At 72.6% G+C, this 12,367-nt stretch carries 10 protein-coding genes; 4 read left to right on the top strand and 6 right to left on the bottom strand.

Features of this window, described 5'->3' with window-relative positions:
• Positions 1-49: 49 nt before the first annotated feature.
• Positions 50-652 carry a hypothetical protein gene (locus ADK52_RS34820; protein WP_147420077.1) on the bottom strand — a complete coding sequence of 201 codons (603 nt, stop codon included), beginning with the start codon at positions 650-652 and terminating at the stop codon, positions 50-52.
• Between the two features lie 197 nt (positions 653-849).
• On the opposite strand from ADK52_RS34820, the gene ADK52_RS34815 reads away from it, so the two are divergent.
• From ADK52_RS34815 to ADK52_RS34800, 4 genes are all read left to right on the top strand, one after another.
• Positions 850-3,417 carry a discoidin domain-containing protein gene (locus tag ADK52_RS34815; RefSeq protein WP_234344377.1) on the top strand — a complete coding sequence of 856 codons (2,568 nt, stop codon included), beginning with the start codon at positions 850-852 and terminating at the stop codon, positions 3,415-3,417.
• Between the two features lie 134 nt (positions 3,418-3,551).
• A complete protein-coding gene (locus tag ADK52_RS34810) occupies positions 3,552-5,198 on the top strand; it encodes a serine/threonine-protein kinase (RefSeq protein ID WP_159046099.1) in 1,647 nt (548 codons plus the stop codon).
• 74 nt (positions 5,199-5,272) lie between these two features.
• Positions 5,273-5,893, top strand: a complete 621-nt coding sequence (locus ADK52_RS34805) for a GNAT family N-acetyltransferase (protein ID WP_053693855.1) — start codon at positions 5,273-5,275, stop codon at positions 5,891-5,893.
• A gap of 272 nt (positions 5,894-6,165) precedes the next feature.
• A complete protein-coding gene (locus ADK52_RS34800) occupies positions 6,166-7,266 on the top strand; it encodes a substrate-binding domain-containing protein (RefSeq protein WP_053693854.1) in 1,101 nt (366 codons plus the stop codon).
• Positions 7,267-7,344: 78 nt separating this feature from the next.
• Here the strand turns inward: ADK52_RS34800 and ADK52_RS34795 are convergent, their stop codons facing one another.
• The 5 genes from ADK52_RS34795 to ADK52_RS34775 all read right to left on the bottom strand — a co-directional run.
• A complete protein-coding gene (locus ADK52_RS34795) occupies positions 7,345-8,817 on the bottom strand; it encodes a sensor histidine kinase (RefSeq protein WP_053693853.1) in 1,473 nt (490 codons plus the stop codon).
• On the bottom strand, positions 8,817-9,548 hold the full coding sequence (locus ADK52_RS34790; RefSeq protein WP_053693852.1) for a response regulator transcription factor: 732 nt from the start codon (positions 9,546-9,548) through the stop codon (positions 8,817-8,819). The genes ADK52_RS34795 and ADK52_RS34790 overlap by 1 nt, the downstream gene beginning before the upstream one ends.
• 20 nt (positions 9,549-9,568) lie before the next feature.
• On the bottom strand, positions 9,569-10,411 hold the full coding sequence (locus ADK52_RS42725) for a hypothetical protein (protein ID WP_053693851.1): 843 nt from the start codon (positions 10,409-10,411) through the stop codon (positions 9,569-9,571).
• A 32-nt stretch (positions 10,412-10,443) separates the two neighbouring features.
• Positions 10,444-11,667: an ABC transporter permease gene (locus tag ADK52_RS34780; RefSeq protein ID WP_053693850.1), complete on the bottom strand. Its 1,224-nt coding sequence runs from the start codon at positions 11,665-11,667 to the stop codon at positions 10,444-10,446.
• The coding region (locus ADK52_RS34775; RefSeq protein ID WP_053693849.1) for an ABC transporter ATP-binding protein at positions 11,664-12,367 on the bottom strand (704 nt) is incomplete at its 5' end. The genes ADK52_RS34775 and ADK52_RS34780, both read right to left, overlap by 4 nt.

The following is a 12,367-nucleotide window of genomic DNA, read 5'->3' as shown; positions in this document are numbered from 1 at the left end:
GGCAGGCTCACGCGCATCGGCCGGCGAACCCGTGCGGACACCCCCAGCCTTACGGGGCGGCGCGCAGGGCCGACGCGAAGCCGGGCCAGGAGTCGGCCGAGGCGTAGACCGTCGTGGCGTCCACGACCCCGGCCGCACCCAGGTCGAGGCGGACCGGCGGGTCCAGGTGCAGGGCCACGTTCAGCGAGCCGCCCACCGAACACGCCACCGCCCCCGCCTCACCCGGCACGGCCCGCGGGCCCCGGCCCGCAGCGGTGCGCACCACCGGCGCCACGGACCGGACCGACGAGCGCGGCAGCGTCACGTCCCCCAGGAACCCGGTCCGCAGGACGACCCGCTCCGCCTCCACCGTGTGCGGATGCCGAACCACCGCGGCCACCAGGCCCAACCCGGCCAGCACCAGCAGCAGTTCCAGCACGGCGTGCAACGGTCGGACGACGGGCGGCAGCATCGAGGAGAGCAGGACGGCCGTGACGGCCTCGATCACCGCCAGGACCAGCACCAGTTGGCGCAGCTCGGCCGAGTGCCGCAGCCCGGGCGCCGGCCGGCGCCGTAGCAGCACCGCCCACAGCGCACCGCCCCACACGCGAGCGATCCCGGCCCAGCCCGGCCGCAGCGTCACGTCCCCCGCCGCCCGCTCCATCGCCGTCACGGACACCCTCCAACCCGTTGCTCCACCGCTTTCACCACCCAGCATCGAACGGTGTCGGCGGCGGAGAAAGTGATGAATGTCAGCACCTGGCGCCCGCGTATGCGGCTTCTCGCCAACTCTCGCTGCCTTCAGGCGAGTTAATACCGCACTGGCCTATGTTCTGTGGGGTATGCGCCAGTTCACCCCAGGAGGTCAGATTGCAGCACAGGCGACGCTTCCTCGCCTTTCCCCGCGCGTTACGCCGCTCCCATCTGCTCATCGCCTTCGGCCTCGGCTCGCTGCTGATCGGTCTGATGCCATGGCTCGGGGTCGGCGGTCCGGCGGCGGCCGGGCGGGTGCCCGGGCCACGACCCGCGCCCGTTCCGTTCGACCAGCAGACCGCGCAGCAGTCACCCCACCACGGCATCGCACCCGCCAATGCCATGGAACCCACGGCTCCGGTGCTCGACCGGACCGGCTGGACGGCCACGGCCGGTGACGAGGAGACCAGCGGCGAGAACGGCCGCGCGGCCAACGTACTCGACGGCAACACCGCCACCCTCTGGCACAGCAAGTGGTCCGGCACGCCCGCCCCGCTGCCCCACGCCATCACCATCGACATGCACCGCACCGCCGTCGTCTCGGCGCTCGTGTACCTCCCCCGCGCCGACGGAGCCAACGGCCGCATCGGCGAGTACGGCATCAGCGTCAGCACGGACGGACGGGACTGGGCGGCGGCGAGCCCCGTCGCCACGGGCACGCTCGCGGACGACGGCAGCGCCAAGACGCTCGGGTTCGCCCCGCAAGGGGCCCGGTTCGTACGGCTGACCGCGGTCACCGAGGCCGGCGGCCGCGGCCCCTGGACCTCCGCCGCCGAGATCAACCTGCTCGGCGACCCCGGCACGCCCGCCGCCACCGTCGACCTCCCCCGGACCGGCTGGACGGCCACGGCCAGTGACGAGGAGACCAGCGGCGAGGACGGCCGCGCGGCCAACGTGCTCGACGGCAACGCCAACACCCTCTGGCACAGCAAGTGGTCGGCCACTCCCGCCTCCCTGCCGCACAGCATCACCATCGACATGCACCGCACGGCGGCGGTCTCCGCCCTCGTCTACCACCCCCGCCTGGACTGGGCCAACGGCCGGGCCGGCGCCTACACGATCACCACCAGCACCGACGGCACGGCCTTCGGCGCGCCGGTCGCCGCCGGCACCTGGCGCGACGACGACACCGTCAAGACCGCCACCTTCCTCCGCACCGAGACCGCGCGCTACGTACGGCTGACCGTGACCACCGAGGCGGGCGCCCGCGGCCCGTGGACCTCGGCCGGGGAGATACGCCTCAGCGGGCCCGCCAGCCCGGCCGTCCACGGTTCCTGGGACCGGATCACCGGCTTCCCCCTGGTGCCCGTAGCGACCGCCGCCCTGCCCGGCGACAAACTGCTCGCCTGGTCCGCGTACGCGGTCGACCGCTTCGGCGGCAGCAACGGCTACACCCAGACCGCGATCCTGGACCTGAAGACCGGCAAGGTCACTCAGCGCCGCATCGACAACACCGGCCACGACATGTTCTGCCCCGGCATAGCGATGCTGGCCGACGGCCGCGTGCTCGTCACCGGCGGGAGCAACGCCGAAAAGGCGAGCATCTACGACCCGGCCACCGACGACTGGTCCGCCACCGCCAGCATGAACATCGCCCGCGGCTACCAGGCCATGACCCTGCTCTCCACCGGCGAGGCCTTCGTCCTGGGCGGATCGTGGAGCGGAACGGCGGGCACCGACAAGGCCGGTGAGGCCTGGTCGCCGGACACCCGTACGTGGCGAAAGCTCCCCGGGGTCTCGGCCGTCCCGGCGCTGACCGCAGACCCGGCCGGACCCTACCGGGCCGACAACCACATGTGGCTGTACGCCACTTCGGGCGGCAAGGTCCTCCAGCTGGGCCCGAGCAGGCAGATGAACTGGATCTCCACCAGCGGCCAGGGCAGCATCACGGCCGCCGGGACCCGGGCCGACAGCCAGGACGCCATGACCGGCAACGCCGTCGCGTACGACATCGGGAAGCTGCTCACCCTCGGCGGCTCGCCCGCCTACGAGAAGGCCCCGGCCACCCGGCGCGCCTACACTGTCAGCGTCTCGGGGGGCCAGGAGGTGCGGGCCGCCCGTACCGGGGACATGGAGCACGCCCGCGCCTTCGGCAACAGCGTCGTCCTGCCCGACGGCAAGGTGGCCGTCTTCGGCGGACAGGCCTATCCGGTGCCCTTCAGCGATGCGACGTCGGTGCTGGCGCCCGAGCTGTGGGACCCGGCGACCGGCCGCTTCACCCCGCTCGCCACCATGGCCATCCCGCGCAACTACCACAGCGTGGCCAACCTGCTGCCGGACGGGCGGATCTTCTCGGGCGGAGGCGGCCTGTGCGGTGACTGCGCGACCAACCACGCCGACGGAGCCGTCTTCACACCGCCGTACCTGCTCAACGCGGACGGATCGCCGAAGCCGCGTCCCGCCATCACCGGGGGCGTGCCCTCCAGGGCGGCCCCGGGCACGTCGCTGACGGTGAGCACCCAGGCCCCGGTGGCGTCCTTCGTCCTGATGCGGGCCGCGGCCGCGACCCACTCCACGGACAACGACCAGCGGCGGGTCCCCCTCGTCTCCACGGCCACGGGAACCGGCGCGTACACGGTGTCCGTACCGGCGGACACCGGCGTGGTCCTGCCGGGCACCTACATGCTGTTCGCCCTCGACGCCCAAGGCGTCCCGAGCATCGCGAAGTTCATCACCATCTCCTGATCCCGCGAGCGGTGTCCGGCGGCCGCCGGGCCGACCGGGCACCGCTCGCGGTGCGGACCCGTCCGATAAGTTGACCCACCGGACGGTCCGTTCGCCACGGACCGGCACAACGTTCGTGGGGGACGGGGGAGTCCGTGGAGTCTTTGCGGCCTGGTGACCTGCCGGAGATCGGCGGGTACCGCCTGCTGGCGCGGCTCGGCGAGGGCGGAATGGGCGAGGTGTTCCTGGCCCGGACGCCGTCCGGCCGGCCGCTGGCCCTCAAGACCGTGCACCGGGAGCTGAGCCTGGAGCCGGACTTCGCCGAACGGTTCGCCCGGGAGATACGCACCAACGACCGCGTACGCAGCCCGTGGACGGTCTCGGTGGTCGACTTCAGCCCGCCGGGGGTGCTGCCGCAGTGGCTGGCGACGGAGTACATCGCCGCGCCGTCGCTCGGCGACTGGGTGCACCGGCACGGGCCCCTGCCGGAACCGGCCCTGTGGTGCCTGGCCCGGGAGCTGTCGGCCGCGCTCGTGGCCGTACGGGCGGCGGGCGTCGTGCACCGGGACATCAAGCCGGCGAACGTGCTGCTCGGTCCGGAGCGGCCCTTCCTCATCGACTTCGGCATCGCCCGCGCCGTACGCGACGCCCGCCATACGCAGACGGGCGCGGTCATCGGCACGCCCGGCTTCCTCGCGCCGGAGCAGGCGATCGGCGCCGTGGCGCAGTCGCCGGCCGACGTGTTCTCGCTGGCCGCGGTCCTCGTACACGCGGCGACGGGCCGCAGTCCCTTCCTGACGGGCGGCGAGGAGCTGTCGCTGCCCGCGCTCCTCTACCGGATCGTGCACGACGAGCCCGTGCTGGACGGTGTGCCGCAGCCGCTCCTCGCGCTGGTACGGGAATGCCTGGCCAAGGACCCGGCCGCGCGGCCGACGGCCGAGGACGTACGGGCACGGCTCGGCGCGGCGGAGGAGGGGGACTGGGGTGCGGCGGTGCCGCCGGCCCTGGTCGCGGAGGCCGGCCGCCGGGAGGCCGAACTCCGGCGCCTGCTGACCGCGTCGCAGCCGCCGGCCGGAGCCCCGCCGGCCGGAGCCCCGCCGGCCGGAGCCCCGGCGGCAGCACCGGCGGGAGCCCCGGCGGGGACCGGCGCCGCGCCGGTTCTCCCGCCGCCGTACGCCCCGGCGCCTTCGGCGGGCGGCTCCGGGTGGGGTCCCCGGCGGCGCCTGTTCATCGGCGCGGCCGCCGGCGCCGCCGCGCTCGCGGCGGCCGTCACGCTCGCGATCGTGTGGGCGAACGGCGATGACGGCCGCGGAGGCGGATCTTCCGCCGCCTCGCATGCGCCGTCCACGTCGCCGTTCACGTCGCCCTCCACGCCCTCGTCCTCCGCAGCGTCGACGGCCGGGTCCCTGCCGGAGTCGTGGGTCGGGACGTGGTCCGGCATCGGCCCCGGGACCCCGAACGCCGACGGGATCACCCGGGCGAGGACGGGTGAGTTCGCGGTCACGGTCACGCTGAACGCCGGGGCCGCGGGCGAGATCGTCGGCAAACAGGTCAGTGACGTCAAGGAGATCTCCTCCGGGCGCGATCTGGGCTGCACGGAGGCCCTCAAACTCCAGCAGATCAAGGGGAACACCGCGGTCTTCGCGGCGGTGACCAGCCATCCGACCGACCGGGCGGCCTCGTTCGACTGCCCCCGGGGCAACCTCTACGTGCTGACGCTGGAGTCCGCCGACCGGCTGGCGCTCGCATCGGAAGGCGCCCAGTCGGCCGGAGCCCCGGCGGCCCTGACCCGCAACCGCTGAATCCGGCAGCCCCGGCCCCGGCCCCGGCCGCGAACCCGACCCTGGCTCCGGCGCTGAAGATCATCGGGTGCAGAATGACCCGTATGTCGATAACAAACACGCCGAAAACGGCGACGATTGACGACGCGTCACGGATCGGCCACACCCTGGCCCTCGCGTTCGACGACGACCCGATGATGCGCTGGTTCTTCCCCGACGGGGCCGCGCGCGAGGCGAGGCTGGGCCGGTACTTCAGCACGATCTTCACCCGGCAGTACGTGCACCACGGCGTCTGCGAGTACACCGACGCGGCAGCCGCCTTCTGGGTTCCGCCGGGCGCGCAGGACAAGGCCGTTCCCGACGCCGAGACCATCGAGGAGCTCTCGGAGATCCTGGGCGACCGGGCTCCGCTGTTCCGGCAGGCCGCGGAGGCGGCCGCCGGGGAGGGTCCCCAGGAGTCGCACTGGTACCTGGCCGTGGTCGGCGCGGATCCGGCCGCCCAGGGTCAGGGCCACGGAGCCGCCCTCCTGCGCTCGGGCCTCGCCAAGGCCGACGCGGCCGGCCTGCCGGTCTACCTGGAATCCTCCAAGCCGTCCAACCTCCCCTTCTACGAGCACTTCGGGTTCACTGTGCTCGGCGAGGTCCAGCTCCCGGGCGGCGGCCCGACCCTCTGGGCGATGCGCCGCGAGCCGGTTCGCCGGCCGGCCGGCGCCTGAGCGCTTTCATGACGGGAGGCGTCGACGGTTCGCCGGCGGCGCCTCCTCGAACGTCGGGCCTTTCTCAGCCCTGACCTCTTCGTAATGTGAACTCTCGCCGCGGTGCCAATCGTGCGGAAAAGGCACGCTAATAACCGAATTACGTCGATGCGGAGCGTGATGGCAACGTTGCCATCACGGTAACAATTCACTTCTTGACGGGGGTGTCGCCGCCGAGTTGACTGCGTCTACCTCGGCCGCAAGGACACGGCCTGCTCAGGGAGGTTTACGTCGTGAACACGCATCTCGGTCGGGTCGTCGTAGTGGTCACCGCTGCCGCGGTTTCCGCCTCGCTCACCGCCTGCGGCAGTACGGAGAGCGGCGGGTCCGCAGGCTCCACCAAGAGCGAGGCCATCAAGGTCGGCCTCCTGCTCCCGGAGGACCAGACCGCGCGCTACGAGAAGTTCGACAAGCCGCTGATCGAGAAGGAAATCGCCAAATTCACGCGGAGCAAGGGCCAAGTGGTCTATGCCAATGCCAAGCAGGATGCGGCCGCCCAAAACGCCCAGGTCCAGGAGATGATCACCCGTAAGGTGAATGTCCTCATCATCGACGCGGTGGACGCGAAGGCCATTGCCGGCTCGGTCAAGAAGGCCAAGGACGCCGGTATTCCGGTCATCGCCTACGACCGTCTCGCCGAGGGCCCGATCGACGCCTACACCTCCTTCGACAACGAAGACGTGGGCAAGGTCCAGGGCAAGGCCCTGCTGGAGGCGCTCGGCGACAAGGCCGGCTCCGGCCAGATCGTCATGATGAACGGCTCGGTCACCGACCCCAACGCCAAGGGCTTCAAGTCCGGTGCGCACTTCGTCCTCGACGGCAAGGTGACCGTCGGCAAGGAGTACGACACCGTCGACTGGAAGCCGGAGAACGCCAACGCCAACATGGCGGCCGCGCTCTCCGCACTCGGCAAGGGGAAGATCGTCGGCGTCTACTCCGCCAACGACGGCATGGCGGGCGGCATCATCGCCGCCCTCAAGGCCGCCGGAGTCTCCGCACTTCCCCCGGTCACCGGCCAGGACGCCGAACTCGCCGGCGTGCAGCGCATCGTGGCGGGCGAGCAGTACATGACCGTCTACAAGCGCTACGCCCCCGAGGCCGCGGCCGCCGCGGAGATGGCCGTCGCCCTCGCCCAGGGCGAGAAGATCGACGGACTCATCAACCAGATCGTCGACAGCCCGACCACCAAGGCCGTGCCGTCCGTGCTCGTCCCGGGCGTCCCGCTGACCAAGAGCAACGTCAGGTCGACCGTGGTCGAGGACGGCGTCTACACCATCGCCGAGATCTGCACCGACAAGTACAAGGCGGCGTGCGAAGAGATCGGCCTGAAGTAGCCCAAAACAGCCTGAACTAGCACGAAGCGGGTCAACGTGGCCCGCAGTGGCCCGACACGGCCCGCAGCAGCCGCCGCGTCAGTGGGCGGCGGACTCCAGGCGGACGCGGAACAGCGCTCCGCCGCCCGGAGAGGTCTCCAGCTCCAGTCCGCCGCCATGGGCCCCCACGAGCGCCGAGGCGATCGCCAGACCGAGCCCCGCCCCGCCGCCGGACTGCCGGCTCCGGGAAGCATCCACCCGGTAGAACCTCTCGAAGACCCGGGCCGCCTGCTCCGGCGTCAGGCCCGGACCGGAATCGGCCACCTCGATCACCTCGCCGCCGCCCGCGCTCCCCACCCCGATGCGGACCGGCGAACCCGCCGGCGTGTGCGCGACGGCGTTGCCGACCAGGTTGGCGATCACCTGGCGCAGCCGCGCCTCGTCCCCGTACACCGGTGCCGGTCCGGGCGGGCCGACGCCGCCCGGACCGGTCAGCGTCACCTCGCGCGCCGGGTCCAGCGCCCGGGTGTCGTGCAGGGCGTCCACCGCGAGGGTGCGCAGATCCATCGGGGCCAGCTCCAGCGGGCGCTGCTCGTCCATCCGGACGAGGGTCAGCAGGTCCTCGACCAGACCGCTGAGCCGCACCGCCTCGCTCTCGATCCGGGCCATGGTCCGTGTCACGTCCGCCTCGTCGGCGAGCGCGCCCATCCGGTACAGCTCCGCGAAGCCCCGGATACCGGCCAGCGGCGTACGCAGTTCGTGGCTGGCATCGGCGACGAAGCGCCGCATCTGCTCCTCCGACGCGGCGCGGACCGCGAAGGCCGACTCGATCTGCGCGAGCATGCCGTTGAGCGCGCTGGTCAGCCGGCCGGTCTCGGTACGGGGCGAAGCGTCCGGCATCCGGTGCGAGAGCGGGCGCCCGGCCGAGATCTCCGCCGCGGTCTCCTCGATCCGCCGCAGCGGACGCAGCCCGGCCCGCACCGCGAACCAGCCGGCGGCGGCGAGCAGCAGCGACACCACGACGCCGATGAGCTCGAAGGCGGTGGCCAGGTGGTCGAGGGTGGAGGAGACGTCGTCCAGCGGGGCCGCGACCACGACGCCGACGGGCAGCGCCGGATCGTCGCTGCCCACGGGCACGATCAGCACCCACCAGGTGCCGTCACCGTGGTCGCTCGGGACCTCGAACGCCCGCCCGAGCCTGGCCCGCAGCTGCGCCGCGTCCATCGCCGGCCACAGCGGGCCCGGATCGCCGGCCGCGACGGGCTCCCGGAACTGGTCGGACACCCTGCCGTCGGCGTCGGCGAACGCCACCACGTACTGGCTCGGCAGCCAGGCCCGCCCCGGCCCGCCGCCCGCCCGTCCGAGGTGCGGCTGCGGGGTGCCCTCGGCCCGGACCCGGTACGCCACCGAGTCCCCGTACCGTTCGAGCTGCTGGTCCACGCGCCCCACCAGCTGCGCGCGCACCGAACCGAGGACGATGGTGTCGCTGACGGTCAGCCCGAGCGCGACCAGCGCGATCGAGAGCAGCACGAGCCGCGAGCGCAGCGAGAGGCCCGCGAGCCGCAGCGCCATCAGCTCTGCGGGCGGCGCAGGACGTACCCGATGCCGCGCACGGTGTGGATGAGTTTGACGGCGCCGTCCGCGCCCGAGTCCACCTTGCGGCGCACGTACGAGATGTACGACTCGACGATGCTGAGGTCGCCGCCGAAGTCGTACGCCCACACGTGCTCCAGGATCTGCATCTTGGAGACGACGCGATCGGCATGGGTCATCAGGTACGCGAGCAGCTTGAACTCGGTGGGGGAGAGGGAGACGGGCACCCCGCCGCGCAGCACCTGGTGGCCCACCGGGTCCAGTTCGAGGTCGCCCGCGACCAGGCGGCCCTCGCCCGTCGGGGCGCCGGTGCGGCGCAGGATGGCGCGGATCCGGGCGATCAGCTCCTCCAGGCTGAACGGCTTGGTGACGTAGTCGTCGCCGCCGGCCGTGAGCCCGCTGATCTTGTCGTCCACGCCGTCCTTCGCGGTGAGGAAGAGCACCGGCAGGTGGTCGGCCCCGGATCCGCCGCCGACGCCGACCGCCTCGCGCAGACGGCGTACGACGGCGAATCCGCTGATGTCGGGCAGCATCACGTCGAGCACCACCAGGTCGGGCCGCTCCCTGGCGACCGCCGCCAGGGCGTCGGCGCCGTTCGCGGCCGAGGTGACCCGGAAGCCGACGAACCGCAGCGAGGCGGAGAGCAGCTCCCGGATGTTCGGCTCGTCGTCGACGACGAGCAGGCTCGCCCCGGGCGTGGCCGTGTCCATGCCGCTCCTCCCTCTCGTGCTCAGCCCCGGCCGCCGCCCGCGCCCGCGAATCCGCCGCCTGCGAATCCGCCCGCGCCGCCCTGGGCGACGGTCGTCGCGGCGACGTCGCCGGCGGGGGTCTGGCTGCCGCGTACGGTGACGGTCTGACCCGGCTGGAGGTCGGACACCTTGCCGCTCTTGGCCTGGGTGATCTGGGTGTTGGTGTCGGTGGTGATCTTGACGACGTCGCCCTGGGCGTCGGTGACGTAGAGGGTGGTGCCGTCGACGAGCTTCACCGTACCGGTGGTCACGCCGGCCCCGGCGCCCGGGCCGCCCGTCGCTCCGCCGAAGCCCTGGCGCGGGCTGCTCTGCCCGCTTCCGCTGCCCGTCCCGCTGCCCGTCCCGCTTCCGGTTCCGTTACCGGTTCCGGCGCGGCCCCGCCCGGTGGCTCCCTGCCCCTGTCCGGTGGCCCCGTTGCCTCCCTGGGCGGAGCCCGTACGTCCTTGGCCGGCCGCCCCGGCCGCGAAGTTCCGGCCGCCGGATCCGGCTCCGGATGAACCCTGGAGGTGGCTCTTCTCGACCAGGGCGCCTCCGGTGAACGCGAGCCCGGCCACCACCCCGCCCGAGAGCAGCAGGGTCAGCCAGGGCAGCCGCGGCCGGGGCGGAGCGGCGAGCTCCGCCGAGATGTCCCGGGTGTCCGGCGGTTCGGAGAGGATCCCCTCGGGATCGCCGCCGGGGCCCGGCGCGACGGGGTGTTCCACGATCAGCTCCTCCGGGAAGGGGTCCTCCCCGGCTGCCGATGCGGTGAACACCTCGGCGAACGGCGCGTACCGGTCGTCGCCGGCCTCGGGCTGCTTCTCCAGTTCGGTGCGGCGTCGTGCCATGTCAGCTTCTCCCTGTTCCCGCGTGTGCCGGCTCACTCGTGCCGCAGTGCTTCGATGGGCCGCAGGCTCGCGGCCCGGTTGGCCGGGTATCCGCCGAAGAACAGCCCGATCACCACGGCGATGGCGAAGGCGCCGACGACCGACTCCGGTATGACGACCGGCTTGATGCCGGCGATGGTGAAGCGCGAGCCGATCAGCCCGGCCGCGACGCCGAGCCCGCCGCCGATCAGCGAGAGCAGGGTCGACTCGGCGAGGAACTGGCCGAGGATGACGCCCCGGGGCGCCCCGATCGCCTTGCGGATGCCGATCTCACGGGTCCGCTCGGTCACCGTGACCAGCATGATGTTGGTGATCCCGATGCCTCCGACCAGCAGGGAGATCGCGGCGACCGCGCCCAGCAGCACGGTGAACGTCTTGTTCGTCGACGCCTGCGTGGTCAGCAGCGATGCCTGGCTGGACACCCGGAAGTCGAGGGCGGCCGGGTCCTTGATGCCGTGCCGCCCCATCAGGACGGTGGTGATCTCGCTCTGCGCCCCGGCCGTCGCGTCCGCGGACGTGGCCTCGACGAGGATCTGGCCGACCGGGCCGAAGCCGGTGAAGGCGTTCTGCACGGTGGGCAGCGGCGCGACCACCACGTCGTCCGGGTCCTGGAACCCGGTGCCGCCCTTGGCGGCGAGCACTCCGACGACGGTGAACGGCGTGCCGCCGAGCACCATCTTCCTGCCGACCGGGTCGGCCGTGCCGAACAGGTCGGCGGCGGTCGTCGAGCCGATGACGGCGACCTTCCGGGACGCCAGTACGTCGTCGCCGCTGAAGTAATCGCCCTTGGCCACCTTGCTGTTGGAGGCCTTGAAGTACGCCGGGTACGTGCCGACGACCTGGCCGACCGTGTGCGAGGTGCCCTCGTAGAGGGCGCTCTGCGAGGTGGTGACCTCGGGCGCGACCGACTCGATGTGCGGCGCAGCCGAGGGGTCGGCGAGCGCCCGCGCGTCCTCGACGGTCAGCGGCTTCGTGCCGCTCGCGGCAGCGGAGCCGGAGCGCGAACCGCCGAACCCGCTGCCGGAGGAGACGGTCAGGGCGTTGGTGCCGAGCTTCTCGATGGAGTCCTTCACCGCCTGCGAGGAGCCGTTGCCCACGGCCAGGAGCAGGATCACCGCCGCGACGCCGATCAGCACGCCCAGCATCGTCAGCGCGGAGCGCACCTTGTTCGCCGCGAGGCCGCCGAAGGCGAAGCGCAGCGTCTGCAACGGGTTCACCGCAGGCCTCCGGCCACGGCGTGCGCCGCCGGTTCGGACATCGCGGGAGGGGGACCGCCGACGGGAGCCTGCCGGACGTCCTCGACGATCTGCCCGTCCACGAGGCGCAGCACCCGCTTGGCGTGCCGGGCCACCTCGTCCTCGTGGGTGATCAGGACGACGGTACGACCCGAGGCGTTGAGCCGGTCCACGAGGGCCAGGACCTCCTCGGTGCTGTGGCTGTCCAGATTTCCGGTCGGCTCGTCGGCGAGCAGCATCGCGGGCGCCGTGACGAGCGCACGGGCCACGGCCACGCGCTGCTGCTGGCCGCCGGAGAGTTCGTTCGGCCGGTGGTCCAGGCGGTCGGCGAGGCCCACGAGGGTGAGGGCGGCCACCGCCCGCCGGCGCCGCTCGGCGGCCTTCACCCCGGCGTACGCCAGCGGCAGTTCCACCTGGGCGACGGCGCTCGTGCGGGGCACCAGGTTGAAGGACTGGAAGACGAAGCCGATCTTGCGGTTGCGGACCAGCGAGAGCTGGTGCTCGTCCAGGCCGCCCACGTCGATCCCGTCCAGGAGGTAGCGCCCCGACGTGGGGACGTCCAGACAGCCGAGGATGTTCATCAGCGTCGACTTGCCCGAGCCCGAGCTGCCCATGACGGCGACGAAGTCGCCCTGTTCCACGATGAGTTCGACACCGGGCCGACGGCCCGTGGCGGGATCGC

The organism is Streptomyces sp. WM6372 (assembly GCF_001279655.1).
Classification (GTDB): domain Bacteria; phylum Actinomycetota; class Actinomycetes; order Streptomycetales; family Streptomycetaceae; genus Streptomyces.
Note: the sequence above shows the minus strand (reverse complement) of the source record. Positions and strands in the feature narration are given on the sequence as shown.

What these genes read in the sequence shown, in the direction of transcription:
- ADK52_RS34805 (WP_053693855.1), top strand. Translation starts at nt 5,273, where the DNA reads ATGACCCGTATGTCGATAACAAACACGCCGAAAACGGCGACGATTGAC.
- ADK52_RS34795 (WP_053693853.1), bottom strand. Translation starts at nt 8,817, where the DNA reads ATGGCGCTGCGGCTCGCGGGCCTCTCGCTGCGCTCGCGGCTCGTGCTG.
- ADK52_RS34790 (WP_053693852.1), bottom strand. Translation starts at nt 9,548, where the DNA reads ATGGACACGGCCACGCCCGGGGCGAGCCTGCTCGTCGTCGACGACGAG.
- ADK52_RS42725 (WP_053693851.1), bottom strand. Translation starts at nt 10,411, where the DNA reads ATGGCACGACGCCGCACCGAACTGGAGAAGCAGCCCGAGGCCGGCGAC.